Source organism: Curvibacter sp. Hmag1.1, assembly GCF_059769165.1.
On the sequence record NZ_JBMBGX010000002.1, the window covers coordinates 409,375 to 434,428 of the forward strand.

General features: G+C 58.9%; 26 protein-coding genes. 18 read left to right on the forward strand and 8 right to left on the reverse strand.

Annotated elements, in window-relative coordinates; all coding sequences use genetic code 11:
• Window positions 1-16 precede the first annotated feature (16 nt).
• On the reverse strand, window positions 17-1,168 hold the full coding sequence (locus ACOAP0_RS02360; protein WP_498375754.1) for a transglutaminase-like domain-containing protein: 1,152 nt from the start codon (window positions 1,166-1,168) through the stop codon (window positions 17-19).
• A 138-nt stretch (window positions 1,169-1,306) separates the two neighbouring features.
• Here ACOAP0_RS02360 and dinG point away from each other — a divergent pair, with 138 nt between their 5' ends.
• From dinG to ACOAP0_RS02400, 8 genes are all read left to right on the forward strand, one after another.
• Complete coding sequence (gene dinG / locus ACOAP0_RS02365) at window positions 1,307-3,466, forward strand: ATP-dependent DNA helicase DinG (RefSeq protein WP_498375753.1); 2,160 nt, start codon at window positions 1,307-1,309, stop codon at window positions 3,464-3,466.
• A 255-nt stretch (window positions 3,467-3,721) separates the two neighbouring features.
• Window positions 3,722-4,771 carry a LacI family DNA-binding transcriptional regulator gene (locus tag ACOAP0_RS02370; RefSeq protein ID WP_498375752.1) on the forward strand — a complete coding sequence of 350 codons (1,050 nt, stop codon included), beginning with the start codon at window positions 3,722-3,724 and terminating at the stop codon, window positions 4,769-4,771.
• 20 nt (window positions 4,772-4,791) lie between these two features.
• Entirely contained in the window at window positions 4,792-6,063 is a 1,272-nt protein-coding gene (locus tag ACOAP0_RS02375; protein WP_498375751.1) for an ABC transporter substrate-binding protein, read from the forward strand.
• A gap of 11 nt (window positions 6,064-6,074) precedes the next feature.
• Entirely contained in the window at window positions 6,075-6,929 is an 855-nt protein-coding gene (locus ACOAP0_RS02380) for a carbohydrate ABC transporter permease (RefSeq protein WP_498391298.1), read from the forward strand.
• Window positions 6,930-6,931: 2 nt separating this feature from the next.
• Window positions 6,932-7,735, forward strand: a complete 804-nt coding sequence (locus tag ACOAP0_RS02385) for a carbohydrate ABC transporter permease (protein WP_498375749.1) — start codon at window positions 6,932-6,934, stop codon at window positions 7,733-7,735.
• A 15-nt stretch (window positions 7,736-7,750) separates the two neighbouring features.
• On the forward strand, window positions 7,751-8,767 hold the full coding sequence (locus ACOAP0_RS02390; RefSeq protein ID WP_498375748.1) for an ABC transporter ATP-binding protein: 1,017 nt from the start codon (window positions 7,751-7,753) through the stop codon (window positions 8,765-8,767).
• Window positions 8,768-8,782: 15 nt separating this feature from the next.
• Window positions 8,783-10,108 carry an MGH1-like glycoside hydrolase domain-containing protein gene (locus tag ACOAP0_RS02395; protein WP_498375747.1) on the forward strand — a complete coding sequence of 442 codons (1,326 nt, stop codon included), beginning with the start codon at window positions 8,783-8,785 and terminating at the stop codon, window positions 10,106-10,108.
• Window positions 10,109-10,160: 52 nt separating this feature from the next.
• Window positions 10,161-10,541: a phosphomannose isomerase type II C-terminal cupin domain gene (locus ACOAP0_RS02400; RefSeq protein WP_498375746.1), complete on the forward strand. Its 381-nt coding sequence runs from the start codon at window positions 10,161-10,163 to the stop codon at window positions 10,539-10,541.
• Window positions 10,542-10,832: 291 nt separating this feature from the next.
• Here the strand turns inward: ACOAP0_RS02400 and ACOAP0_RS02405 are convergent, their stop codons facing one another.
• Genes ACOAP0_RS02405 through ACOAP0_RS02415 form a run of 3 tightly spaced genes read right to left on the reverse strand, consistent with a single transcriptional unit; the run spans window position 10,833 to window position 12,139 of the window.
• A complete protein-coding gene (locus ACOAP0_RS02405; RefSeq protein ID WP_498375745.1) occupies window positions 10,833-11,177 on the reverse strand; it encodes a single-stranded DNA-binding protein in 345 nt (114 codons plus the stop codon).
• A 2-nt stretch (window positions 11,178-11,179) separates the two neighbouring features.
• The gene (locus ACOAP0_RS02410; protein ID WP_498375744.1) at window positions 11,180-11,728 is read right to left on the reverse strand and encodes a lipocalin family protein; all 549 of its coding nucleotides are present in this window, start codon (window positions 11,726-11,728) and stop codon (window positions 11,180-11,182) included.
• Between the two features lie 51 nt (window positions 11,729-11,779).
• Window positions 11,780-12,139 carry a DUF2237 family protein gene (locus tag ACOAP0_RS02415; RefSeq protein WP_498375743.1) on the reverse strand — a complete coding sequence of 120 codons (360 nt, stop codon included), beginning with the start codon at window positions 12,137-12,139 and terminating at the stop codon, window positions 11,780-11,782.
• Between the two features lie 133 nt (window positions 12,140-12,272).
• Between ACOAP0_RS02415 and ACOAP0_RS02420 the strand changes: the two genes are divergently transcribed.
• The 3 genes from ACOAP0_RS02420 to ACOAP0_RS02430 are packed head-to-tail and all read left to right on the forward strand — an operon-like array spanning window position 12,273 to window position 13,149.
• Window positions 12,273-12,449, forward strand: coding sequence for a hypothetical protein (locus ACOAP0_RS02420; RefSeq protein WP_498375742.1), 177 nt, complete (start codon window positions 12,273-12,275; stop codon window positions 12,447-12,449).
• Complete coding sequence (locus ACOAP0_RS02425; protein WP_498375741.1) at window positions 12,446-12,904, forward strand: DUF3429 domain-containing protein; 459 nt, start codon at window positions 12,446-12,448, stop codon at window positions 12,902-12,904. Before ACOAP0_RS02420 ends, ACOAP0_RS02425 begins: the two co-directional genes overlap by 4 nt.
• Entirely contained in the window at window positions 12,901-13,149 is a 249-nt protein-coding gene (locus ACOAP0_RS02430) for a TIGR03643 family protein (RefSeq protein WP_498375740.1), read from the forward strand. Before ACOAP0_RS02425 ends, ACOAP0_RS02430 begins: the two co-directional genes overlap by 4 nt.
• A gap of 57 nt (window positions 13,150-13,206) precedes the next feature.
• Here the strand turns inward: ACOAP0_RS02430 and ACOAP0_RS02435 are convergent, their stop codons facing one another.
• The gene (locus tag ACOAP0_RS02435) at window positions 13,207-13,983 is read right to left on the reverse strand and encodes a ferredoxin--NADP reductase (protein WP_498375739.1); all 777 of its coding nucleotides are present in this window, start codon (window positions 13,981-13,983) and stop codon (window positions 13,207-13,209) included.
• A gap of 133 nt (window positions 13,984-14,116) precedes the next feature.
• Here ACOAP0_RS02435 and ACOAP0_RS02440 point away from each other — a divergent pair, with 133 nt between their 5' ends.
• Window positions 14,117-14,473: a thioredoxin family protein gene (locus tag ACOAP0_RS02440; protein WP_498391299.1), complete on the forward strand. Its 357-nt coding sequence runs from the start codon at window positions 14,117-14,119 to the stop codon at window positions 14,471-14,473.
• On the opposite strand, the gene ACOAP0_RS02445 is transcribed toward ACOAP0_RS02440, so the two are convergent.
• Together ACOAP0_RS02445 and alaS are read right to left on the reverse strand one after the other, a co-directional pair.
• The gene (locus ACOAP0_RS02445; RefSeq protein ID WP_498375737.1) at window positions 14,452-15,015 is read right to left on the reverse strand and encodes a TlpA family protein disulfide reductase; all 564 of its coding nucleotides are present in this window, start codon (window positions 15,013-15,015) and stop codon (window positions 14,452-14,454) included. The two genes, ACOAP0_RS02440 and ACOAP0_RS02445, sit on opposite strands and share 22 nt — an antisense overlap.
• A 79-nt stretch (window positions 15,016-15,094) precedes the next feature.
• On the reverse strand, window positions 15,095-17,746 hold the full coding sequence (gene alaS, locus ACOAP0_RS02450; RefSeq protein ID WP_498375736.1) for an alanine--tRNA ligase: 2,652 nt from the start codon (window positions 17,744-17,746) through the stop codon (window positions 15,095-15,097).
• Between the two features lie 143 nt (window positions 17,747-17,889).
• On the opposite strand from alaS, the gene ACOAP0_RS02455 reads away from it, so the two are divergent.
• Genes ACOAP0_RS02455 through ACOAP0_RS02480 form a run of 6 tightly spaced genes read left to right on the forward strand, consistent with a single transcriptional unit; the run spans window position 17,890 to window position 23,574 of the window.
• The gene (locus ACOAP0_RS02455; protein WP_498375735.1) at window positions 17,890-18,660 is read left to right on the forward strand and encodes a GntR family transcriptional regulator; all 771 of its coding nucleotides are present in this window, start codon (window positions 17,890-17,892) and stop codon (window positions 18,658-18,660) included.
• Window positions 18,657-19,571 (forward strand): dihydrodipicolinate synthase family protein, encoded by a 915-nt coding sequence (locus ACOAP0_RS02460; RefSeq protein ID WP_498391300.1) that lies wholly within the window; start codon window positions 18,657-18,659, stop codon window positions 19,569-19,571. Before ACOAP0_RS02455 ends, ACOAP0_RS02460 begins: the two co-directional genes overlap by 4 nt.
• Before the next feature lie 27 nt (window positions 19,572-19,598).
• On the forward strand, window positions 19,599-20,609 hold the full coding sequence (locus ACOAP0_RS02465) for a sialic acid TRAP transporter substrate-binding protein SiaP (RefSeq protein ID WP_498375733.1): 1,011 nt from the start codon (window positions 19,599-19,601) through the stop codon (window positions 20,607-20,609).
• 14 nt (window positions 20,610-20,623) lie between these two features.
• Window positions 20,624-21,103, forward strand: coding sequence for a TRAP transporter small permease (locus ACOAP0_RS02470; RefSeq protein ID WP_498375732.1), 480 nt, complete (start codon window positions 20,624-20,626; stop codon window positions 21,101-21,103).
• Window positions 21,100-22,398 (forward strand): TRAP transporter large permease, encoded by a 1,299-nt coding sequence (locus ACOAP0_RS02475; RefSeq protein WP_498375731.1) that lies wholly within the window; start codon window positions 21,100-21,102, stop codon window positions 22,396-22,398. Before ACOAP0_RS02470 ends, ACOAP0_RS02475 begins: the two co-directional genes overlap by 4 nt.
• Before the next feature lie 6 nt (window positions 22,399-22,404).
• A complete protein-coding gene (locus tag ACOAP0_RS02480; RefSeq protein WP_498375730.1) occupies window positions 22,405-23,574 on the forward strand; it encodes a fumarylacetoacetate hydrolase family protein in 1,170 nt (389 codons plus the stop codon).
• 12 nt (window positions 23,575-23,586) lie between these two features.
• On the opposite strand, the gene ACOAP0_RS02485 is transcribed toward ACOAP0_RS02480, so the two are convergent.
• Window positions 23,587-25,005: an aminotransferase-like domain-containing protein gene (locus ACOAP0_RS02485; RefSeq protein WP_498375729.1), complete on the reverse strand. Its 1,419-nt coding sequence runs from the start codon at window positions 25,003-25,005 to the stop codon at window positions 23,587-23,589.
• Window positions 25,006-25,054 lie beyond the last annotated feature (49 nt).

Here is a 25,054-nt window from a genome sequence, read left to right on the forward strand (position 1 = left end):
CAAGCGCGCCGCAGACTCAAGCGGTCAGTTCCTTAGCACTGATCTGGTACTTGAAGTCGTCCGGTGCATACGAGTCCAGACGTCCTGCCGCAGTTTCAGCCACCGGATACATCAGGAAGCCGAGCTTGGGGCCCTTGGATTGGGGCAGAACTACGTCGTGCGCCACGTTGTAGGCCATCCAGTTGCCTTCCCAGCCGCCGAACAAGCCCTTGTTGACCGGAGCCACCAGCGGGTTGCTGGCGGACTTGATCCATTCCGGCGTTTCCTGGCGCATGACCTTGGCCACGTCGGCGGGGTCCATGCCTACCCAGCCATAGCCTTTGAGGTAAACCTCCGCACGGCAATGCTGTGCGCCTTTGAGGCTGGCAGAGTTGCCACCCAGCTCGCGATAGCCGAAAGCGCTGGGTGCCACGCGCAAACCATATACATCGCGCGCAGGCACGCCGGCAGCGCGGCACAGGCCCACGAACAAAGCATTCAAATCGGCGCACTTGCCGCCGAGGTTGTTGGTCTCCAGCATGGTCTTGATATCGCCTTCACCACATCCGCGTACCTTGGGCTCGCGGTAAGTGTTGGTCACGATCCAGTCGTAAATCTTTTGCACTTTCTCTACATCGGTCTTTGCGCCGCGGGTAGCTTCCTGCGCGGTGGTACGCACGATGCCGTCCAGCGGCAACAAATCAGTAGGCTGGGTCCAGTACTTCAGAGTGGCGGCATCTTCGGCCACGGAGGTCTTCAGGCTCCAGTCCTGGGCGCGGCTGCGGGTGCGGATGCGGCTGGTCAGTTCGACATAGGGCTTGGCCTGGTCGGCCGCAAAGTCCACAAACAGCATGCGGGCACCGGTGGCGTTGTCGTCTTCCATGCGGGCGCTGCCGTTGCTGGAGTAGCTGCTCTCCAGCGATTGCTGCCACTCGCTGTTGATGGAGGGCACGGGCAACCACAATCGGGTAGCACCTTGGGGTTTGGCAAAATCGACCCGCGTGGTCACCTCAAAGGTGCGCCATTCGGCAGGTTTGGGGCTGAACTGGCGTTCTACTGCCGGCGCAGTTTGTGCAAAATTGATAGCAGGCAGCGCACATCCGGCGAGCGCTACAGCCGAATTCTTCATGAATTTACGGCGTGCGGCCTGGGTCGGGTTGCCAGTGGTAATCGAGTTGTGTTCGTTCATGCTGAAATCTCCCGGTGGGTGGTATTGCCGCTTTCGCTGAGAAGCAGCAGGGGCTGCGTGGCAGCGAAGCCGAGATTATCCCCTGCTGCCTGTATATTCAGCCCTCCTCTGCCTCAACGGCCCCACGCCTCCATCCCCTTGAGCTCCGATTTCTCTTCCCTGCCCCCTGCCAGCGCCGCCCTGGCACAGCACGCCCTACGTGCCTTTGAGCAGGTGGTGGGCAGCACCAGCGGCTTCAGGCGTCGCGCCGGTCAGCACCAGATGGCCGAGACCGTGGCCGCCACCCTTGCGCAGGCCGACATCGGCGAGCACCCCAACCCCACCAAAGCCATTGCGGTCATCCAGGCCGGTACCGGCGTGGGTAAAAGTGCGGCCTATGCCAGCACTGCCATTGCCATGGCGCTGGAGCGCAAGACGCGCGTGATCATCAGCACCGCCACCGTGGCCTTGCAAGAACAGCTGATGACCAAAGACCTGCCGGCCCTGGCACGCAGCATGGACCAGCCTTTTGCCTACGCACTGGCCAAGGGCCGCGGGCGCTATGTGTGCAAGGTGAAGTTGGAGCGACTGGTGGGCAGCGGCGCGGCCGAAGACGATTTGTTTGACGACGACTTGCCACAGCCCAAGGTGAGCGCCCTCTCGCAAGAGGCCATTGAAGAACGCCGCCAAGCCCTGTATGAAGGCATGGCCCACAAGCTGGCTGTGGCCAGTTGGGATGGCGACCGCGACAACCTGGCCGACACCCCCGACCCGCGCGACTGGTCCGCCGTGGCCGCCGAGCGCCACACTTGCACCGCACGCCATTGCCCGCGCTACAAAGAGTGCAGCTACTACAACGCGCGCACCAAGCTGGCGGAGGCCAATGTCATCGTGGCCAATCACGACTTGGTGCTGGCAAGCCTGGGTATGAAAACCCTGCCCGACCTGGACAACTGCCTGGTGGTGTTTGACGAAGGCCACCACCTGCCGGCCGTGGCGCTCGACCAGTTCTCCAGCGCCATGGACCTATCCAACCTGCGCTGGCTCGACAAGCTGCCCAAAACGATGACCGAGGTCGCCGGCAAGCTGGCGCTGCACTTGGGCGAAGACGTGCAGACGGTGACCAGCCAGCTCAAGGGCGCCCTCACCTCCGTGGCCCGCATGGCCATGGACTTGGTGTGGGCCCACACAGGCCAGGACGCCCACGGCGGCGGAAAAGACGGCACGCTGCGCTTTGCCCATGGGGTACTGCCCGAGGCCCTGCACGAGCCGGTGCGCCAGATTCAGTTGCAGGCCACTGGCCTGTCCAAAGCCCTGGAAGCACTGGGCGTGGACGTAAAAGCCATCGCCAAAGACGACCCGTCCCAGGCCGTGCTGTGCGCCCAACTGTATGCCCAGCTGGGCGGCATCGCGCCGCGCTTGGGCAGCCTGGTGAGCACGGCAAATTTGCTGCTGGAGCACGGCGACCAGCCACTGGCCAAGTGGCTGCAAGCCGAGAGCGAGAACGGCTACCTGACCATGACCGCCCATGCCTGTCCCATCGTGCCCGGCGACTTGCTGCGCCAGTTTTTGTGGAGCCAGGTGCGCGGTGCCATCGTCACCAGCGCCTCGCTCACTAGCTGCGGCAGCTTTGACTACTTTTTGAAAGAGGCAGGACTTGCCAACAAGGACTACGTGACCGCCTTGGAGTTGGCCAGCCCCTTTAACTACGCCAAGCAGGGCAGCCTGACGGTGGTGCAAACCCAGGCAGACCCCAAGCATGCCGATGCCTACACCGCTGAAATGGTGCGCGCGCTGATGCAAGACATCGAGCAAGTCAAGCGTGGCGCGCTGGTGCTATTCACCAGCCGCGCCCAGATGCGCACCGCGTCTGAGGCCATACCCGGCCACATGATGGACATGGTGCTGGTGCAAGGCACACAGTCCCGCACGCGGCTGCTGGCTGCACACGCCGAACGGGTAGAGAGCGGTTTACCCTCGGTGCTGTTCGGCCTGCAAAGCTTTGGCGAAGGACTGGATTTGCCCGGTGCCCTATGCGAAACCGTGTTCATCGCGAAGCTACCTTTCGCACCGCCTAGCGACCCGGTGGATGAGGCGCGTGCCGAGTGGCTGCGCAGCGTAGGCCGCGACCCGTTCAACGAACTGGTAATCCCCGCCACCGGCGTGAAACTGCTTCAATGGACCGGCCGCGCCATCCGCACCGAGGAAGACCGCGCACAAGTCATCTGCTACGACAGGCGGCTCACGCAAACCAGCTACGGAAAGCGGATGTTGGCAGGATTGCCTGCTTACAAGTTGGGGACGCGGTTGACAGGCTGAGACGCCTCGCAAGCTCGAATTCATTCACCGACCGTTTTCGCTACCCTGCCCCATCAGCCCGGCTTGTCGAGGGCTTCGTCACTTTTTGAACCGCTATTTGCAAGAGTGTCAGAGAGCGGATCCCGGGGCATTTCGGCGCCTTATCGCAAGCAAGAAGTCGCGAACTCGCGTCACTTGATCAAGGGAAAACACTGATTTCCGAAACCGCTTTCGGAAGAACAATGCGCCCATCCAAGGCCTTGTTCAAGGAGCGCTGTGTCGATTCAAAAGTTAGCTGACGCGTTGGGGTTGGCGCCCTCTACGGTATCCCGTGCCTTGAACGGATATGCCGACATCAACGTCAAGACACGTCAGCGCGTGCAGGAAGCTGCCCGTGACATGAAATACCGTCCCCACCCGGTCGCACATCGCCTGGCCACTGGTAGGAACGGGGCCATAGCACTCATGACCTCGGTGCGGGCTGGAAATTACCTAGATGCTTCATTCGCGGCCCTGCTCTCGGGTGCCGCCGAAGTGCTGCGCGAGCAAGGATATTTCGCCATGTCTTTAGCCTTGCCTGTCGGAGACGGCGAACTCAAAGAATTGGATCGCCTTATTGAAGGTCGGCTGGTCGACGGGGTCATCCTCGCCCGAACCCGCACATTTGATTCCCGCGTCGCGTTGTTGCAGGAACGTCGAATTCCATTCGTCACTCATGGACGAACAGAAACCAACGCCCCACACGCTTGGGTTGACACTGACAACGAACAGGCCTTTTATGTGGCAACCCGTCGACTCATTGAGCTCGGGCATAGCCACTTGGGAATGATCAACGGGCCTGAGTCCATGACCTACGCCCAACTACGGAAACGTGGATTTTTGCGGGCCTGCAATGAAGCTGGAATAGATCAATCCAGGATCACCATTCAGCACTGCGAGGTGACCTCTCAAGCGGGGGAGCGAGCCGCGAATGAGATCCTGAATAGCCCCCCCCAAGTCACCGGCCTTGTGTGTGCAACCGATTCGCAGGCTCTGGGGGCCATGTCTGCTTGTCGCCATCGTGGCATTCAAGTGGGCAAAGACATTTCCGTTACCGGGTATGGGAACAGTGAGGCCGCAGCATATGCCTCACCTCCCCTTTCCACCATTGAGCACGCCATCGTGGACAACGGCCGCCACCTTGCTGAATTGCTACTGCGTGTCATGGCAGGCGACGACTTGAACACGCTCAACAGGCTCGAACCGGTTCATTTCATTGAACGCCCATCCATAGGCCCAATGCGTCAAGCCCCATCCAGAAAAGTGCGTACGGGCACAAAAAGTTAACTACAACGAGGAGACTAGCTGTGAAGAAAACGTCTGTAACCCTGTTTTCAGTCTTGGTCCTTTCGGGGATCGCCCATGCCCAAACTAATGTCATCTCGACACAGATGCGGCCGGTAGAAGAGGCTGCCAAGGTGAGGAGCATCATTCTTGCCGGGGCGCCTGACACGGTGAACTTCATTCCGGAAGACGGCAATACCTACTTCACGCGCATGAAGGCGGAACTCAGTGCCGCGCAGGGAAAAGTACACGCGACGATTGCCTTGGACGGAGAACTGGCGCCAGTCAACCAGATCGGAGGGTTGTCCGACCTGGACGGTTTGCTGAAGTCGTTGTCTGCCAGCCGCGAGTTCTCGCCTGCAGCAGTCACACTGGGCAAGTTCGGGGGGAAAAATCAGCGCTTCATTCCGTTGATGACCAACACCTTCCAGATGGCAGCAAACAAGAAAGCGCTGCAGTACCTGCCCAAGGGTGCAAACATCAATGCACTGACCTACGACCAACTCACCGCATGGGGCAAAGCAATGAAAGCCGCTACGGGCGAATCCAAGATCGGATTTCCTGCCGGGCCCAAGGGCTTGATGCACCGCTATTTCCAAGCGTCCTTCTACCCCAGCCACACCGGCGGCATCGTCCGGACATTCCGCAGTGCAGACGCAGAAAAAGGTTGGGCCAGCCTTCGTGAGCTGTGGGGTTATGTGAATCCACGGTCCACCAGTTATGGATTCATGGAAGAGCCACTCAAGACGGGAGAAGTGTGGGTCGCATTCGATCACACAGCCCGTTTGCTGCCGGCATTGATGGAGAAGCCGGCTGATTTCGTGGTGTTCCCCGCCCCCGCAGGTGCCAAAGGCCGCGGCTACATGCCTGTCATGGTCGGAATGTCCATTCCCAAAAATGCACCGGACCGTGCAGCCGCGGAAAGGGTGATCGATCACATGACTAAACCCGCCACGCAGGCGCTGCTCATGAAAGAAATTGGTTTCTTTCCCGTCGTCAAATCCAACCTTGGCACGTTGTCCCCGGGGATCCAACTGGCGGCAGATGGCATGAACGCAGTGTTTGCGGCCAAGGATGGAGTCGTAACGCAACTGCCGGTGCACCTTGGCGCCAAGAGCGGTGAGTTCAACAAGGTTTACGTAGATACCTTTACGCGCATTGTTTTGCGCAAAGAGGACATCAAGACGGTACTGGGTGAGCAAGCCAAGGTGCTGAACGATCTGGTTCAAGAAACCGGTGCCCCATGCTGGGCACCGGATGTCTCCACCAATGGCCGTCCGTGCTTTGTTGACTGACTGAAAGACCTATGCAATCCCACTCCAGCCGGACACCCTATCTGCTCATTGCACCGAGCTTGGTGTTTTTATTGCTGTTGTTTGTATGGCCACTGGTAGAGACGGCATTGATGGCTTTTCGCACACCGGAAGGACTTTGGACCAGCCAGTACCTCAGCAAAATGGCCGGCGACCTCAACTTTTCGGTTGCCCTGAAAAACACCTTGATTCTGGTTGCCATCATCGTGCCACTTCAGATCGGAGTTGCACTCTCGATGGCGATGATGCTGCAGAAGGTGGAGTGGGGTCGCATGGGCTTCCTCTACATCTGGACAGTTCCCCTCGGTGTCTGTGACTTGGCCGCCGGCCTGGCTTGGCTTGCCATCTTCACAGATCGGGGTTATTTCAGTTCTGCCCTGAATGCAGTGGGCCTGATCGACGGCCCGGTCGCATGGCTGAGCTATGAGAACCCCGTCGCGCTCTTCGTCTGCGTGATCCTTGCCGAGATTTGGCGAGCAACGTCGATCGTGCTGGTGATCTTGGTAGCGGGCGTCCAGTTGATACCCAAGGAGTACAACGAAGCTGCAGAGGTGTTCGGTGCGAGTCCATGGACACGCTTTGTCAAGATCACGCTACCGCTCCTCAAACCCAGCTTGCAAAGTGCTTTGATCTTGAGAACGGTACTTGCCTTTGAAGTCTTCGCCGTGGTGCATGCCTTGGCAGGGCGCGACCTGCCTGTATTGGTGGGTGAGGCCTACAACTGGCAAGGCGCTTACCAGAACACGCATGTGGCTTCAGCCTACGCGGTATTCATCCTAGGCGTCTCAATCCTGTCTACGCTGGTGTACCTGCGCGTTCTGCGTGTACGCCGTGAAACATTGGCATAAGCATGCAGAACACCTCCCGATTTGTCACTGTCTCCGCCTTGCTGCTATCCGTCTGCTGGCTGGTGCCCATCGTTCTGATCGGACTAAGTGCATTCGTGCCGCGCGAAGCAGTCAGCGCGTGGCCCAAGAGCTTCATTCCGGAAGCTTTTTCACTGGACACCATGCGCTTCTTTCTGAACTACGCAGGTGTCTGGAAGGCTGTGACGAGTAGCGTCTTGGTAGCCGCGCTGACTATGTTGTTTGCCGTGATTCTGGGTGCGCCCGCCGGTTACGCGCTTGCGCGATATGACTTCACAGGGCAAACAGCCTATCGCCTTCTGGTCGTAATGACACGAGCCTTCCCATTGGCCATTCTCGCTTTGCCTTTGGTTACCCGCTTCATTAGCGTCGGCTTGTATGACACCCATTTGGGCGTGGCGTTGGTTCACACCGCTTTGGCTCTGCCCTTCTCCATTCTGGTGTCTTCCAGTCTCTTTATGGGTATCCCGCGGGAACTTGAAGAGGCTGCATGGACGCTCGGATGCAGTCGATTGCAAGCGTTCATGAAGATCGTTTTGCCCTTGGCACTACCAGGTATGGCTGCGACCATGATCTTCAGCTTTGTGATTTCCTGGAATGAAGTGTTTGCAGCGAGTGTCCTTACGCTGAATAACCGGACCCTGACTGCGTTCCTGTTCGCCAGCCTGGAGGAAAGCCCACTTCACTTCCGATTTGCAGGTGGCTTCTTTTTAATTTTGCCCTCGCTGCTCTTCATATTCGTAGTACGCAAGTATCTGTTCTCCATGTGGGGCATCAGCAACCGCTGAGTACAAAGGAACACTATGTCTTCCATCTCCATCCGATCCATCCGCAAAGAATTCAAGGGCCATCAGGCGCTCAAGTCGATCAGTCTGGAAGTGCGCGATCAAGAGTTCTGTGTGCTACTCGGACCATCCGGCTGTGGCAAAACGACATTGATGCGCATCATTGCCGGGCTGGAAACCCAAACCAGTGGCGATGTGTTTATCGGTGATCGCTGCATGAACGGGCTGCCACCTCGCAAACGGAATATCGCAATGGTTTTTCAGAACTATGCCGTCTTTCCGCATATGACCATTCGTGAAAACATAGGCTTTGGTCTTCGCATGAAAAACGCATCCCCTGAACGGTTGGAGACCCAGGTTCAGCGTGCAGCGAGCTTGATGCACATAGAGCACTTGCTGGACCGCTACGCAGGCCAGTTATCCGGCGGTCAACGTCAGCGGGTCGCCGTGGCAAGGGCACTCGCAGTGGAGCCAGATGTGCTACTGATGGACGAGCCCTTAAGCAACCTGGACGCACTGTTACGTCTTGAGATGCGCAGTGAGCTCAAAGGCCTGCTGAGAGATATCAAGACCACCACGATTTATGTCACCCATGATCAAACCGAGGCGATGAGTCTTGCAGATCGCATCGCGGTCATGAATGGCGGTGAGATTGTTCAATATGACTCGCCACCGGTGGTGTATGACAACCCTGCTGATCAATTTGTAGGGGGATTCATTGGCAATCCGCCGATGAACTTCATTACCGATAGCTCAGTGCAAGAAGCCCTTGGTTGCACGGCGCCGTCGCCCGGTCTTACGCTGGGTCTGCGACCAGAGTCGATGGACCTGGTGGACCGCGGTGGATTGCAAGTGAGAGCCAGGGTGGTCGAAATGCTGGGAGCCTCCCAGCAGATAAACACGTTTGTAGGGTCAGAACTCTTGCGCATCAGTACCGCAGCGCAGCCCACCGTCATGGCGTCTGACGCTCTGCAAGTGATAGCAAAATCCGGCGCTGCTCGCTGGTATGACAGTAACAAGAAGCTTGTAGCCTGAACAAGGAATTCATTGATGCAATCACACGAGCAACTTCAAAAAATCGCGCGCGAAACCCTGCGCAAAAATGATCGCGGTGGCTACACATTACCTACACAAGGTTTGTATCCATTCCAATGGAATTGGGATGCCGGGATCACTGCTTTGGGATGGATGACTTTTGACCCCGCACGGGCTTGGCGTGAATACGAAACGCTGTTTAGCGGTCAGTGGGGGGCTGACCACTTTGGTGGCGCCAATGACGGCTTTCTGGCCCAGATTACCTTTCACCAGGACAGTGACACTTATTTCCCCGGCCCCGAACAGTGGGGCACCGACAGCCTTGCGATACGGACAAGTTCCATCAGTCAGCCTCCACTACATGCGACCATGTTGCGTTGGATGTGGAAGGATACGGTTCGAGCCAGTGAGCGAGACAAGACCCTCGCCCCACTGAGGGACATGGCAGAAGCTTGTCTGCAAGACTTGTTGCCCAAAGTGATTGCGCACCACCGCTGGTGGTACCGGTGCCGCGATCCGCAGGGTTCCGGCCTGGTGGTAAACATTCATCCTTGGGAAACCGGTATGGACAATTCGCCTGCATGGGATGACCCTCAGTCCGCGGTCCCACCCACCCAGCGACCCTATGTACGCAAAGACTTGAACCACGTGGACGCTTCCATGCGCCCTCCAAAGGTCTTTTACGACCGCATGGTGAGCCTCATGGACTTCAATAGTGCGTGTGGCTTTGATCCCAAGCGCATCTTTGCGGAATGCCCATATCGGGTGAATGACATCGGGATCATCAGCATCCTTCAGCGGTCCAGCATTGACCTGGTGGCCTTGTGCCAGGAGTTCGGCTTGCAAGACGCCGCAACGGAAATGCAACAGCATGTTGACCGCACTCAAGTTGCAGTGGAATCACTATGGTCTGAGCGCTGGCAGCAATATGTATCCCGCAATGCACGAACGGGAGCACTTTTGGATGTGCCGACTTCCGCAGGCCTGATGGCGGCATATGCCGGGTTCCAGAAAGATTGCGCCGACACGGTCGACTCATGGTTGGACGAAACCCTCTACGGCATCCCGTCGACCCGTAGTACCTATATTGGATTCGAGCCTCTTCGTTATTGGCGTGGACCCATCTGGCAGCACATCAATATGTTGATCGCCGTGGGATTGGCCGATCAAGGTCACGTGGAACTTGCTGACCGTATACGGGTTGATTCAGAGATATTGCTGCGTCAACAAGGCTTCCATGAGTATTACGACCCCACCAACGGCAGAGGTTTGGGTGGAGGAGAGTTTTCGTGGACTGCTGCGACCTACCTCTATTGGATTGAACCCAACGCATCACGCTGAAGTCCTTGTCTTCAGTCGACATTTCTACCGAATACAACATTCGTCTTCAAAAATGACTCCGCAAAGTACTACCCAGCAACGTACAGAAACGGTTGAACGCATCATGCGCCCTTGGGGGTGGTACGAAACAGTATCTGAAGTGACCGGCAACAAAATCAAGCGAATTCAGGTCGCCCCGGGACAACAGTTGAGCCTCCAAAAACACAGTCAGCGCGCTGAACACTGGATTGTCACTAAGGGCACCGCTCGAATCACCTTGGGTGACAAAGAGTTTGATCTAACGCCGGGTCAACACTGCGACATAGCTATGGGGCAGGTACATCGTCTGGCCAACCAAAGCGATGAAACAGTCGAGATTGTGGAAGTTCAGTTCGGCAGCTATCTCGGTGAGGACGACATCGTTCGCCTGGAAGACAACTACGGTCGGGTTTGACTATTTCAAACCCTCATTGTTCGGAACTTCGCCCTAATGACCTGAGACACCAGCGGAAAATCGCTCTCAAAGCCACCCATAAAGTGCCCAGCGCCATCGGTAGAAAGATAAGCAAAAGATCAATTCGGATATTGCACTCGCCAGAACACAGTACCCGCGCAAACATGAGGTACTCGTACAGTGCATAGGCCAACCAAGCCAAGGCCCAGACCGCCAGGCGGCGCTCACGATGGACGCACCAAGCGAAGCCAAAAGCCAGCGCTATTGCCAGTGCGAGAACTACAGCCTGTATCACCGCGCATCTATCTCCGGTGCAGCAAGCACGTGCTGTTTACGTGCCGCGTGGTACGCGGTAAGCACCTGCGTAGCTACCATGTCCAGCGCGGGGCGCGTATTGCCTTGTTTATCGGTCCACACCTTGGGTGTCAGTGCCCCTGCCAGCGCGACAGCATCGCCATCGTCCAAGGCCATCAACGCGGCACTGGCCTCAGCGGCGAAGGCAATCACGTTCACGATCAAGGTTTCGCCATCGCCTGCGGTGGCTTTGACTTTGGCCAGCGCGAAGCTGCTGCCGTTTTTGCCCTGACGGGTTTCTGCCAAGCCCACCAAGTGCCCTGCAATCAGTCCATCGATCATGCTCACTCCTGCGGGCTGGGTTCCAAACGCTTCAAATCGAAACCTTGCTGGGCCAGGCGTGTGAGCAAGGCTTGGTAAGTCACTGGTTCAACTTTGGGGGTGCGCGACAGAACCCACAAATACTCGCGCTGCGGCTCGCTGACAGCCACCAGCTGGTACTGCGGGTCCAGATCGATGACCCAGTAATTCCCCCACACCATAGGCAAAAACGACAACCATGCTGGCGCAAAACGCACCTGCAGTTTGGGGGAGGTGGCGGGTCCGACTTGTCGAGCGGCACCCAGCGCCTCGGTGATCTGGCCATCTGCCATGATGCAGCGGTTGAGCACTTGCACACTGCCGTCCGGCCGGGCTTGGTATTCCGCACGGGTGTTGCGAGCGCACTTCTTTTGAAAGCTGTTGGGGTACTTGGCAATCTCGTACCAGGTACCCATATAGCGGGGCACGTCCAGCATCGCGATGGTCTGCAAGGCTGGCTGTTCCGCATGGACCCAGTTGGAGCAAGTAGCCCACAATGCACCCAAGCACAGCAAAAGAAGTTTGTTTTTCATGGTGGCAGTATGCACCGGCACGCAAGCCTTGCCGTGCGGTAGCGCACGGCTTTACAAGGCGTATTCCTTGAGCTGCTCCAGGCTCACCCGCTCCAGCGCCTTGGCGTGCGTGGCCTCCAGGTGCACCGGCGGCGCCACGCCGGCCTGCAAGGCTTCCAGCCAACGGTTCACACAAAGACACCAGCGATCACCGGGACGGAGACCCACAAAGCGATACTCCGGCCGGGGGGTAACGAGGTCATTTCCACGCTGCAGCGAATAGGCGAGAAAGTCCGCCGTCACCTTGGCGCACACCACATGGGTGCCGTGGTCATGCGCATCGGTATTGCAGCACCCGTCACGGAAATAGCCGGTGAGCGGGTCATACGAGCAGGCCTGCAATGCAGTGCCTAAAACATTGAGTGCGGACATGGTGAACTGGCTTTCTGTAGTCAGGGAAAAGGCCCTGAGGCACACGGGCGGAGCTGATTCCAGCAAAATCTGGGCAACGGATGCTGCCACAGCGGCAAGCGCCTTTGTTTCACACGGATATTCAGGACGCCCCATGGAAGAAGACGAACGCTGCTGCGGTACCGGCACCTGCATCATCAACGCGGAAGGCCTGTGCTGGTGCGGCCAGCAATGGAACGGCACCATGATGTGCCGCCCGATGCCCGAAATTGACAAAACTATGACTGTCCAACCGGTCGATACAGAAGACGCGGCGGGCGACGCACCATGAGTGCCCCATTCACATCCCCCTCCGCAGGCACTCCCCTGCCCCGCTGGGCAGCCCGACTGGGATACGCCGGACTGATCCCGTTTGTGGCACTGGCTGCAGCAGCATGGCTGGCTCCGGCCGCGCATCATGCGCAGGCGGCTTTTGCCTTGTTGGCCTACGGCGCCACTATCTCGAGCTTTCTGGGCGCTATCCACTGGGGCCTGGCGATGCGCGGGCCACTTACACCTCAACCCGGGCCCTTCGTGTGGGGCGTGTTTCCCAGTCTGGTGGCTTGGGTCGCTTTGCTGCTGCCCCTGTCCCAAGGACTGGTGACCATGGCGCTGTTGCTGGGCATATGCCTGGCGGTAGACCGGCGCAGCTACCCGGCCTACGGCTTGGGCGATTGGCTGAGCATGCGCTTGCACCTCACGGTGGTAGCAGCGCTGTGCATGTTGGCTGGGAGCATGGCTGCATGACGCTCACAGACGCTGATGTGTCGCGCATTGTCGAAATGGCGTGGGAAGACCGTACGCCATTTGAATCCATCGAAATGCAATTCGGTTTGAATGAATCCGGTGTCATCGCGCTGATGCGTTCACACATGAAGGCCAGCTCCTTCCGTATGTGGCGCAAACGCATGGCAGGACGGGTTACCAAACACCGCGCCCTACGCTCATCCGAGGTACAGCGGCACCGGGCCAGTCACACCCGGCAGGCATAAAAAAAGGCCTGCAAGCGGGCCTTTCCATGACGAGGCGGCTCCTGAGAGCCCCTGCATTTATTGTTCCACGAATGCGCGCTCCACCACGTAGTCGCCCGGCGTGGTGGTGTTGCCTTCCTTGAAGCCTTTGGCGTCCAGGATTTCGCGCATGTCTTTGTTCAGACCGGGGCTGCCGCAGATCATGATGCGGTCGGTGGCCGGGTCCAGCGGGGGGAGGCCCAAGTCTTCAGGCAGCTTGCCGGACTCGATCAAGGTGGTGATACGGCCCTGATGCTCAAAGGCCTCACGGGTCACCGTGGGGTAGTACAGCATCTGGTTCGTGACCATCTCGCCAAGGAATTCGTGCTTGGGCAAATCGTTCTTGAAATAGTCGTAGTACGCCAGTTCATTCACCTCGCGCACGCCGTGGACCACGATGACTTTTTCAAACTTCTCGTACGTCTCGGGGTCCCGCGCCACGCTCAAAAACGGGGCCAAGCCGGTGCCGCTGCCCAAGAGGTACAGGTTTTTGCCGGGCAAGAGGTAATCAATCAGCAAAGTGCCGGTGGGCTTGCGGCCCACCACAATCTTGTCGCCCACCTTGATGTGCTGGAGCTTGGAAGTCAAAGGACCGTCCTGCACCTTGATGCTCAAGAATTCGAGGTGTTCTTCGTAGTTGGCGCTGACAATGGAATACGCGCGCAGCAGCGGCTTGCCGTTGTCTTGCATCAAGCCAATCATGGTGAAGTGACCGTTGGAAAAGCGCAGCGCAGGGTCACGCGTGGTGGTGAAGCTGAACAAACGGTCTGTCCAGTGGTGTACGCTTAAAACTGTTTCTTCCAGAAATGCACTCATGGGGGCCTTGCTTGAGGGTCAGACTGTGGAGCACCGCACAGGCCACAAAGGCCTAGGGCGAAACCCTATATTGTAAAACTTCATACCCCTGAAGCCCGTTATATCGATATTGATTTGAGTCATGAGCCAGCACTTGTCTACTCCCGCTGAATCCGCCACCGCTCCACTGCTGGTTGCCTGCCTGTGTGCCCAATGGTGCGGCACTTGCAAGGACTACCAGCCCCTGTTCACCGCGCTGCAGGCTGAGTTCCCCGGCGCGCGCATGCACTGGGTGGATGTGGAAGATGAAGCCGATCTGGTGGACCCGATTGAGGTGGAAAACTTCCCCACCCTGTTGATTGCCCAAGGTGAACGCGCTACATTTTTTGGCACCGTGATGCCCCACCTGGAGACGCTGCGCCGCCTGATTCAGTCCAGTGCGGCCGATGGGGCGCCTGCGGTGCGGGACGCCGAAGTACAAGCTCTGGTTCAGCGCTTGGGCGTGCGCTGAGGCTCTGCTCTTAACAAGGGGCGCCACAGGGCCTCGCCTTCGGAACCCGCCCAATCCAACGCCCCTCGCACCACACTGCGGACTTGGCCTTTTGAGTCCACCAACACCGTAGACGGGTAAATCTTGATACCCCAAACGCGAGCAGTGTCGCCTAGCGGGTCCCGCAGTACGGGCAAAGTCAGGCCGGTGAACTGCACAAAGCGCGCTATGGCCTCGGGGCTTTCCTTGAGGTTGATAGTCAACACAACCAACTGCGCTTTCTCGCGCTCGGCCAACGCTTGCAGCGAGGGCATTTCGGCCCGGCAGGGTTCGCACCAACTGGCCCAGAAGTTGACCAACACCACCTTGCCCCGTAGCGCCTGAAGTGACACCGCTTGCCCGGTCATATCCGTCGCGGGAAACGCTGGCGCCGCGCGACCGCGAGGCCATGGCTGGAGGTCAAAGCCTGGGCTGATGGATTCCGTGGCAGCTTGGGCCGCGGGCATCCACCACGCCCCTAAAGTTGCCAGTGCCTGACGGCGTTGAATACTTGATTTAGGCATAAAAAGAGCTGCTGACGCCCATGGAATAAGCGCGAGCAGCTCCTGTATTGATAGCAATTATGAGGTTAACGCTCTGCCTTCACAGCTTGGCGCTTACCCAGGCTTGGACGCTGGCCAGCGCACCGGCCAGCTTGGCAGGCTCGGTGCCACCGGCCATGGCCATGTCGGCCTTGCCGCCGCCCTTGCCACCTACTTGACTTGCGACAAAGTTGGCCAGCTCACCGGCTTTGACCTTGGCTGTCGTGTCGTTGGTCACGCCGGCTGCGATCTGCACCTTGTCGCCATCGACAGCGCCCAGCACGATGACGGCAGTCTTGAGTTTGTCCTTGAGCTTGTCCATGGTGTCGCGCAAGGTCTTGGCGTCCGCGCCTTCTAGCTTGGCTGCCAGCACCTTCACGCCGTTCACGTCTACCGCGCTGCTCACCAGCTCGTCGCCCTGTGCGGAAGCCAACTTGCCCTTGAGTGCTGCAACTTCTTTCTCCAGCGCCTTGACCTGGTCCACGATCTGGCCCAAGCGGTTGCCCAACTCAGCCACGGGGGTCTTAAGCGTTGCTGCTGCAGCGCCGACTGTGTCTTCCAAATCTTGTAGGTAATGCAGTGCGTTGGCACCGGTCACCGCCTCAATGCGGCGCACGCCAGCAGCCACGCCGCCTTCGCCCACCACCTTGAACAAGCCAATGTCTCCAGTGGCATGAACGTGGGTGCCGCCGCAGAGCTCGCGGCTGGAGCCGATGTCGAGCACGCGCACGGTTTCACCGTATTTCTCTCCGAACAGCATCATCGCGCCCGTCTTTTGGGCGGACTCAATGTCCATAACCCGCGCTTGCGCGGCGGCATTGGCCAGCACTTCGGCGTTCACTTTTGCTTCAATCTGGCGAATTTGCTCGGCAGTCACAGGCGCGTTGTGTGCAAAGTCAAAACGGGTGCGCTCGGCATTCACCAGCGAGCCCTTTTGCTGCACATGCTCGCCCAGCACTTCACGCAGGGCTTTGTGCATCAAGTGAGTGGCACTGTGGTTGCGAACCGTGGCGGCGCGCTTGGCGGCGTCCACATGGGCGGTTACGGCATCGCCCACGCGCAAAACGCCGGTCTTCAACGTGCCGTGGTGGCCGAACACATCGGCCTTGATCTTCTGGGTATCACCCACTTCAAACAGACCGGCATCCGAGAACACCGCGCCCTCATCGCCCACCTGGCCGCCGCTCTCGGCGTAGAACGGTGTGGTGTCCAGCACCAGCACGCCGTCTTGACCGGCCTTCAGCTCGCTAACCGCCGTACCGTCTGCGTAGAGCGCTACGATTTTTGCAGACTGGGTCAGATGCTCGTAACCTACAAAGGTGTTGCCTGCGCCGGTGTACTCCAGCGCCTTGTCCATCTTGAACTTGCCCGCTGCACGGCCCTTGGCCTTTTGCGCTTCCATGGCGGCGGTAAAACCGGCGCTGTCGACTTCCACACCGTTTTCGCGGCACACGTCGGCCGACAAATCGAGCGGGAAACCATAGGTGTCGTGCAACTTGAAGGCCACTTCACCAGGCAGCACTTTCACACCGCCAGCCAGGGCTTCGTCCAGAATCTGCATGCCGGTGGCTAGGGTTTCGAAGAATCGCTCTTCTTCGACGCGCAGCACTTCGGTGATGCGAGCCTCTTGCGATGCCATGTTGGGGTATGCCGCGCCCATGACCTGCACCAGGTCCTTCACCAGCTTGTGGAAGAACGGTGTCTTCTGGCCCAGCTTGTAGCCATGGCGGATGGCGCGGCGCACGATGCGGCGCTGCACATAACCGCGACCTTCGTTGCTCGGGATCACGCCGTCACTTACTAGGAACGCAGTGGCGCGGATGTGGTCGGCAATCACGCGCAAAGACTTATTTGTAAGGTCCGAGCATCCGGTTTCGCGGGAGGCGGCCTTGATCAGTGCATCGAACAGGTCGATTTCGTAGTTGCTGTGCACATGCTGCAAGATAGCGGCCAGACGCTCCAGCCCCATGCCGGTGTCCACGCAGGGTGCGGGCAGCGGGGTCACCGCGCCGGTCTCGTCCATGTTGAACTGCATGAACACGTTGTTCCAGATCTCGATGAAGCGGTCGCCGTCTTCGTCCGGGCTGCCGGGCGGGCCGCCGGGAATGTGGGCACCGTGGTCGTAAAAAATTTCCGAGCACGGGCCGCAGGGGCCGGTGTCGGCCATCATCCAGAAGTTATCGCTCTTGTAGCGGCCGCCCTTGTTGTCGCCGATGCGGATGATGCGTCCCTCTTGCTTTACGCGCTCAGGGGTCCAGCCGGCCTTGACGAAGATATCTTCCCAGATGGCGTAGGCCTCGTCGTCTTCCTGGTAGACGGTGGCGTACAACTTTTCCGCGGGCAACTTGTAGACGGTGGTCAGCAGTTCCCACGCCCAGTTCAGGCTTTCCTTTTTGAAGTAGTCGCCGAAGCTCCAGTTGCCCAGCATCTCGAAGAAGGTGTGGTGGCGGGCGGTGTAGCCCACGTTTTCCAGATCGTTGTGCTTGCCACCGGCACGCAGGCAGGCTTGCACAGAGGCCGCACGCACATAGTTGCGCTTGTCGGTGCCCAGAAACACATCCTTGAACTGCACCATACCCGAGTTGGTAAACATCAGGGTGGGGTCATTGCCCGGTACCAGCGGACTGGACGCCACGACGGTATGCCCCTTGGAGGCAAAGAAGTCGAGGAAGGATTTACGAATGTCGGCAACACTCATTACGGGCTGGGTCATGACGGAATTTCTTCGAGTGGTGGATCAATAGAACCCACTATTATCGCCGCCCCCGCAGATGGACCGGCCGCTCCAGAGCCGTTCCATTAGCTGCGGGTTTATCCCAATAGGACTCCGGCTGGCACACAACTAACATGTCAGTCATGAATCAAGTGGTAAACAGCCCTGTCGACGACTCGCTGAGCCAGCGTGCCAAGGCTTACCAAGGTTTCACGCGACAGGTGTTTGAGGGAACCATCCGTGCCGGGCAGTTTGTGTCGCAACGCGAATTGATGACCTTGCTGGATATGCCCTTGGGCGCGGTGCGCGAGATGATTCCCCGCCTGGAAGCTGCTGGCCTTGTCAAAACTGTGCCGCAACGCGGTCTGCAGATTGCCCATGTGGACCTGCGACTGATCCGCAATGCGTTTCAGGTGCGCTCCATGATCGAACGGGAGGCATTGCTGCATTTCGTGCACACCGCAACCGATGCTGAACTGGAAGCCATTGAAGCCAGCCACCACCGGATATTGGCCCGTGCCGCGGCGCCCGATGCATTGCAAGACGCCACCCTGCTGGACGAAGCCCAAGCGCTGGACTGGGGCCTGCATGACCGCATGGTGGACGCACTGGGCAACGACATCATTTCCGACCAGTACCGGGTCAACAGCTTGCGGGTACGACTGATCAAGCTCGAACAAAGCGTGATTACCCCGGGCCGCCTCATTCCAGCCATGCAGGAGCACTTGCGCTTTATCGAAGCGCTACGAGCGCGGGATGGCGCCAAAGCCGCCACCCTATTGGAGGAACACATCAGTAGCGCCCGCAACCGGGTCATGCATGCCCCTTTGGAACAAGTGCGCAATGAATGGGGCGTCAGCCCCACCCCCCACTTTGACCCGCTTCCCACCGACAACACCAGGAGACACGTTTGAACCCCGATATCCACGGCCTTTGGCCCGCGCTTTTGCTGCCCGTCACCGACGACGGCACGCTAGATACCCCACGTGCCTTGGCCCATGCACAACGCATGCTCGAGGCAGGTTGCGATGGCGTGACCCTTTTCGGTACGACGGGCGAGGGCCCGGCATTCACGATGGCTGAGCGCACGGGCCTGCTGGAAGCCATGTTGGCCCACGGCATACGTCCCGACCAGATCATTGTGACCACCACCGCGTTGGCGCTGGGCGATGCCATCGAACTGGGCCGTCACGCCAGCGGCTTGGGCGTGCACCGTCAGATGCTGATGCCGCCCTTTTTCTTCAATCAACCCAAAGACGCCGGCATCATCGAGGCCGTGTCCCAGGTGGTGCGAGGCATAGGCGACGATGGTTTGAAACTGCTGCTCTACCACTTCCCTTTCATGAGCACCTTCGGCTTCTCGCACGCCGCCATTGCAGAACTGGTGCGCCGCCACCCCGGGCAGGTGATGGGCGTGAAAGACAGCAGTGGAGACCTCGAGCACTCACTCGCATTAGCCCGTGCTTTCCCGGATTTGTCCATTCTGGTCGGGGCGGAGCCCCATGTGGCACCGGTCATGTGCCAAGGTGGATCGGGCTCCATCAATGGCCTGTCCAACATTGCACCACGCCTGATGAAGCGGGTGATGAGCGCACCCGACAAGGTCAGCCAAGCGGATGAACAACTCATTCTTGATTTGCTCAAGCTGCTATCCGTCAAGCCCGGTATGCCCTTTGTGGGCGTCTACAAAGCCATGCTTGCAGAGCAGTCCGGCGACGAGGCGTGGCTGACCATGCGCGCCCCTTTGAGCCCCTTGGATAACACCGAGTTACAAACCGTTCGCAGCGGTTATCGTGCACTGGGTGCCGCATTGAGCCACCTGTAAACACCAACAACACGAGGAGACAACACCATGACAACTACCCGACTGAATCGCCGAACCCTGCTGGGCGCCGCTGCCGCAATGGGCGCTGCCGCGCTGCCCGCATTGCCGGCCATGGCACAGACTAAGACCGTGCTGCGCATCTCCACCCCCGCAGTGCCCGACGACTGGCACGCCAAGATGTGGACCGTGTTCAAGGAACAACTGGAGAAAACAGCACCCGGCGAGTTCGATGTTCAGATCAATCTGAACGCCACCCTGTTCAAGCAAGGCACCGAGCCTGCGGCCATGGCGCGTGGCAACCTGGAGCTGTCCAGCATTTCGGCCTTTGACATTGCCAAGCTCGTTCCCGAGTTCTCCATCTTCACCGCCGGCTACGTGGTGCGCGATCCGGAACAGCAACAAAAGATTTTCAACGGCCCCATTGGTGCGGAGCTGTTCAAGGCCGTGTCTGAAAAAATGGAGGTCACACCGCTGGCCACCGTCTATTTGGGCACCCGCCAAGTCAACCTGCGCGAAGCCAAGCCGGTCAAAACACCTGCAGACCTGAAAGGCGTGAAGCTTCGCATGCCCGGCTCCAAAGAGTGGTTGTTCCTGGGTGAAGCGCTGGGTGCCACCGCCACACCGCTGGCATTCGGCGAGGTGTACATGGGGCTCAAGACCGGTACCATCGACGGCCAGGACAACCCCCTGCCCTCGGTACGCGCTGCCAAGTTTTACGAAGTCACCAAACAAATCGTGTTGACCAGCCACCTGGTAGACGGCATCTTCATCGCGATCTCCAACAAGAGCTTCAATGCACTCTCGCCGGCGCAAAAGCAAAAGGTGACAGCAGCCGCCCAAGCTGCAGCTGCTTACAACAACGAGAACCGCATCAAGGAAGAAGGCCAGCTCGTCGAATTCTTCAAGAAGGAAGGCCTGCAGGTATCGACGCCTGATGTGGATGCATTCCGCAAGTCCGTGCAAGCCACTTACCAAGCGTCAGACTACGCCAAAGTGTGGCCCAAGGGCTTGCTGGATCGCATCAACGCGACCAAGTAAGCGACGACCGAACCATGTTGCGTCGATTGCAACAGGCCGCCAACCTTCTGGGCGGCGGCCTTTTCCTGACCCTGTTCGTCGTTTTCATCATCCAGATCACGGCGCGTTTCGGTTTCAACAAGCCCTTGCCGTGGACCGATGAAGCCGCGGTGATTCTGTATGTGTGGGTGATTCTTTGGGGTGCCGCGGCCGTGGTGCCAGAGCGCGAACATGTAGTGTTTGATTTGCTGTGGAACAGCGTCAACTACCGTAGCCGCCAGATCATGCGCATTGCAGGCAGCCTGCTGATTGGCGGCTTGTCTGCTGCAGCCATTCCTGCCAGCTGGGACTATGTGCACTTCATGGCGCGCGAAGGCTCGCCGGTGTTGGGCGTTTCTTTCATGTGGATTTTTATGCCCTTTGTATTCCTGCTGATCGCTTTGGTCATCCGCAGTGCATGGGCCATCTGGAACGCGGTGCGCGGCATCGGTCTGGAAGCGGAGTTGCGACTATGACAACCGGACTGTGGGTACTGGTGGCTAATCTTTTGGTCGGCTTGCTGTTGCGCATGCCCATCGGCTTCTCTATGTTGGCAGCAGGTATCGGCTATTTGATTGCCAAGGGCCAGGACGTAGGTCTGGTAGCCGAGCAAGTGGGCAACAGCCTGTACAACAGCTACGTGCTCCTGGCGGTACCGCTTTTTGTATTCGCCGCCAACATCATGAATGCCGGCACCGTGAGCGAGCGCATTTTTGACTTTTGCCGTATCCTGGTCGGCCGCATGCGGGGAGGCTTGGCACAAGTCGACATTCTGGTGAGCGTGATCTTTTCAGGGATGAGCGGAAGTGCGATTGCAGATGCTGCCGGCCCCGGCCTGGTCACCATCCGCCAGATGCTCAAAAAGCCGGAATACACACGCGGGTTTGCCGGTGCCGTCGTGGTGGCCAGCGCAACACTGGGGCCCATCATCCCGCCCTCCATCCCCATGGTGATTTATGCGCTGGTGTCCGGTGCGTCGGTCGGCGCCTTGTTTTTGGGCGGTGTAGTGCCCGGCTTTCTGATGGCTGGCCTGATGATGTTTGTGGTGCACATCATCGCGGTCAAACGCAACATGCCGCGTGACGAACCGGTGCCCCGTTCTGAATGGGCCGGGCTCATTTTCCGCGGTGCGTTGCCGCTGTCTATGCCCATCGTCCTGCTAGGCGGCATTTACTCAGGCGCTTTCACGCCTACTGAAGCTGCGGCAGTGGCTGCTTTGCATGCACTCATCCTCGCCGCCGTGGTGTTCCGAGCGCTCACCTGGCGCAGCTTCTGGGGTGTGGTGATGGAGTCCGCACGCGGCAGCGCAGTCATCACCCTTATCCTTGCCGGCTCATTCATGCTGAACTACGCCTTCACCGCCGAGGGCGTGCCCCAAAGCATGGCGATGTGGGTCGACAGCATGCACCTGTCCAAAATCCAGTTCCTCTTGCTGGTGAACGTTATGTTTCTGGTGTTGGGCTGTTTTCTGGATGTGTCCGTCTTGCTCTTGGTCTTCGTGCCCATGCTGCTCCCGGCTGCCAAATTGCTGGGGGTGGACCTGGTGCACTTCGGTGTGCTGGTGGTCCTGAACATGATGATCGGCTTGATCCATCCGCCCTTCGGCATGCTGCTGTTTGTCACCAAGGCACTGACCGGGATTCCTATCGGCGAGATGATGAAGGAAGGCTGGCCCTTCCTGGTCATGCTGCTCTGCCTGCTGCTGGCCATGACTTGCTTTCCCCAGATCGTTCTTTGGCTGCCGCAGACCATGGGCTACGTGACCCGATAGGCCTCTATGCAACTCACTCCTGACAACACCCTGCCGGCCGATGCCGGCCACGCCACCCTGTTGGGCCGTATCTGGCGGCCTGAACTACAAGGCCCCAGCGTGGTTACGGTACGCGATGGCATGGTGATCGACATCAGCAGCATCTATCCCACAGCCCGTGATGTATGCGAAACCGCCGATCCGGCCCGCGCACTGCGCGCAGCCCATGGGGAGACTGTTTGCAGTGTGCAAAGCCTCCTGGCCAACAGCAGCGCTGCCAGCAGGGACGCTGCCTTACCGTGGCTGTTGGCCCCCTGTGATCTGCAAGCCATCAAGGCAGCCGGGGTGACGTTTGCCACGTCCATGCTGGAACGGGTGATTGAAGAGAAAGCCAGAGGCAACCCGGCGGCGGCGAGCGCCATACGCACTGAAATCCAGTCACTGATCGGCGACGACCTATCCAAACTCAAGCCCGGTTCGGAACAGGCCATGGCACTCAAACAAGTGCTGATTGCACAAGGTGCCTGGAGCCAGTACCTCGAAGTCGGCATCGGCCCTGATGCAGAGATTTTTACGAAAGCACCGGTACTGGCCGCTGTGGGCTGCGGGGACGACGCGGGCTTGCACCCCGCATCACACTGGAATAACCCCGAACCGGAAGTCGTACTCACTGTTAACTCGCGCGGCGAAGTCGTGGGTGCCACGCTGGGCAACGACGTAAACCTGCGTGATGTGGAAGGCCGCTCAGCACTTTTGCTGGGTAAAGCCAAGGACAACAACGCTTCGGCGTCGGTAGGGCCCTTCATTCGCCTGTTTGACGAGAAATTCACCATCAACGAAGTGCGCAGCGCTGAACTGACATTGCGTGTGGAAGGCGCTGACGGTTTTGTGATGGATGGCTATTCATCCATGGCACGCATCAGCCGTGACCCGCTGGACCTTGCCGCCCAGCTGATAGGCCCGCATCACCAATACCCGGATGGTGCCATGCTGTTTTTGGGCACTTTGTTTGCGCCCGTGCAGGACCGGGATGCCCCGGGCAGCGGCTTTACCCACAAACTGGACGATGTGGTCACCATCCACAGCGCCAAACTGGGGACCCTACGCAACCGCATGCGGCACTGCGACCAGTGCCCGCCCTGGACATTCAGCGCATCACACCTGATGCGCAACTTGGCAAAGAGGGGCTTGCTGTAAGCGCCGCGCGCCTCAGGCGTGTTCGGCGCTTTGCCCCACCAGGATCCGCTGGTCCAGAAAGCGCCACAGGCGCTCGTCCGAGCTAAACGCTACATTGAAGCGCAACCATCCGGTAGGCCGGGGCTCCACCAGGAACAACTGGCCGGGCCCCAACATGATGCCTTCCTGAGTCGCTGACTGTGACAGGACGGCGCTGTCCGAGATGTCAGGGTGTCGGGCCCACAGGTACATGCCGGCCTCAGGCTCATGAAAGATCTCAAAACCCAGACCCAGCAGCCTGCGACTGACTTGGCGGTGTGCTTCACCCAAGCGGTCCCGCAGCGACTTCAGGTGCTTGCGCCAGCGGCCATCCGTAATCGCGCCGAATGTAATCCGCTCGGCAATATCGGAAGACGTCAGTCCTGCAATCATCTTCAGCTGCACGAATTGCGCTGACAGATCAGGCCGGGCCAACAAGTAACCCACACGCAGGTTGGGCGAAATGGTTTTGGAATAACTGCCCACGTACACCACGCGACGCAGCTGATCCAGACTGGCCAGCGTGGTGCGCGAAGTCGCATCCATGTCGGCATAAATGTCGTTTTCGACCAGAACAAAATCGTGCAGCTCCGCCAGTTGCAACAAGCGGTGCAGTTGCGCCACCGAAGCAACCGAGCAGGTAGGACTCTGCAAACGGGGTTGGGTGAAGAAGGCTTTGGGCTTGCGGGTTGCCAGAATGGCCTCCAAAGCAGCGAGGTCGTAGCCCACGCCCGTGCGCGGCACGCCGACCACGTCCACGCCCCAGAAGCGCAACATAAACAAGAGATTGGGGTAGCCCGGATCGTCTACCAGTACGGTGTCGCCCGGCTTGAGCAGGCAGCGCGCCACCAGATCCAGCCCTTGGCTGGAGCCATGCGTCAACAACACCTGGCCGGCGTCTGCCGAAATCTGATGTTCGGCCAATGACTCCGCAATGATCATGCGCAAGGCCATGTGGCCATAGGGCAGGCCATAGCCGTCCAATTCAGAGCCATCGCTGGAGAGCTGGCGCATGCTGCGGCGCACGGCATCACCGAATAACCAATCATGCGGCAACCAGCCGCAACCGGGCTTTAACGGCAGGTTCCGGTTTTCGAAAATCTGCTTGAGGTACCAGCTTGCATCAAAACGGGGCGTTTCCACTTCGCGGGCTGGTGCCCCGACGCTGCCGCCCTCCTCACGCCGCTTTACAAAAAAGCCGGAATGGGCCCGCGAGACCAGCCATCCCTGGGCGACCAAACGGTCATAGGCCTCGACCACCGTGAACACGCTGACGTTGTGCGCCACCGCAAATGCGCGGATGGAAGGCAGCTTGCTACCGGGCTTGAGCACCTGCCCCGCAATCAGCCCGCGCAGTCCGTCCACGATCTGGCTTACCAGGGGGGTAGCAATGTCGGGACTGAGTGTGAGCATGGCGCGATCGTAAAGCAGACAACAGGTGGTCAAAAAACGCACCAATTTA

Bases quoted from the DNA above. Each gene is read 5' to 3' on its own strand.
- ACOAP0_RS02380 (WP_498391298.1), top strand. From the start codon at position 6,075: ATGCAATCCCACTCCAGCCGGACACCCTATCTGCTCATTGCACCGAGC.
- alaS (WP_498375736.1), bottom strand. From the start codon at position 17,746: ATGACCCAGCCCGTAATGAGTGTTGCCGACATTCGTAAATCCTTCCTC.
- ACOAP0_RS02470 (WP_498375732.1), top strand. From the start codon at position 20,624: ATGTTGCGTCGATTGCAACAGGCCGCCAACCTTCTGGGCGGCGGCCTT.
- ACOAP0_RS02405 (WP_498375745.1), bottom strand. From the start codon at position 11,177: ATGATCGATGGACTGATTGCAGGGCACTTGGTGGGCTTGGCAGAAACC.
- ACOAP0_RS02415 (WP_498375743.1), bottom strand. From the start codon at position 12,139: ATGTCCGCACTCAATGTTTTAGGCACTGCATTGCAGGCCTGCTCGTAT.
- ACOAP0_RS02395 (WP_498375747.1), top strand. From the start codon at position 8,783: ATGCAATCACACGAGCAACTTCAAAAAATCGCGCGCGAAACCCTGCGC.
- ACOAP0_RS02485 (WP_498375729.1), bottom strand. From the start codon at position 25,005: ATGCTCACACTCAGTCCCGACATTGCTACCCCCCTGGTAAGCCAGATC.
- ACOAP0_RS02480 (WP_498375730.1), top strand. From the start codon at position 22,405: ATGCAACTCACTCCTGACAACACCCTGCCGGCCGATGCCGGCCACGCC.
- ACOAP0_RS02420 (WP_498375742.1), top strand. From the start codon at position 12,273: ATGGAAGAAGACGAACGCTGCTGCGGTACCGGCACCTGCATCATCAAC.
- ACOAP0_RS02465 (WP_498375733.1), top strand. From the start codon at position 19,599: ATGACAACTACCCGACTGAATCGCCGAACCCTGCTGGGCGCCGCTGCC.
- ACOAP0_RS02430 (WP_498375740.1), top strand. From the start codon at position 12,901: ATGACGCTCACAGACGCTGATGTGTCGCGCATTGTCGAAATGGCGTGG.
- ACOAP0_RS02455 (WP_498375735.1), top strand. From the start codon at position 17,890: ATGAATCAAGTGGTAAACAGCCCTGTCGACGACTCGCTGAGCCAGCGT.
- ACOAP0_RS02410 (WP_498375744.1), bottom strand. From the start codon at position 11,728: ATGAAAAACAAACTTCTTTTGCTGTGCTTGGGTGCATTGTGGGCTACT.
- ACOAP0_RS02385 (WP_498375749.1), top strand. From the start codon at position 6,932: ATGCAGAACACCTCCCGATTTGTCACTGTCTCCGCCTTGCTGCTATCC.
- ACOAP0_RS02445 (WP_498375737.1), bottom strand. From the start codon at position 15,015: ATGCCTAAATCAAGTATTCAACGCCGTCAGGCACTGGCAACTTTAGGG.
- ACOAP0_RS02360 (WP_498375754.1), bottom strand. From the start codon at position 1,168: ATGAACGAACACAACTCGATTACCACTGGCAACCCGACCCAGGCCGCA.
- ACOAP0_RS02435 (WP_498375739.1), bottom strand. From the start codon at position 13,983: ATGAGTGCATTTCTGGAAGAAACAGTTTTAAGCGTACACCACTGGACA.
- ACOAP0_RS02425 (WP_498375741.1), top strand. From the start codon at position 12,446: ATGAGTGCCCCATTCACATCCCCCTCCGCAGGCACTCCCCTGCCCCGC.
- ACOAP0_RS02390 (WP_498375748.1), top strand. From the start codon at position 7,751: ATGTCTTCCATCTCCATCCGATCCATCCGCAAAGAATTCAAGGGCCAT.
- ACOAP0_RS02400 (WP_498375746.1), top strand. From the start codon at position 10,161: ATGACTCCGCAAAGTACTACCCAGCAACGTACAGAAACGGTTGAACGC.
- ACOAP0_RS02475 (WP_498375731.1), top strand. From the start codon at position 21,100: ATGACAACCGGACTGTGGGTACTGGTGGCTAATCTTTTGGTCGGCTTG.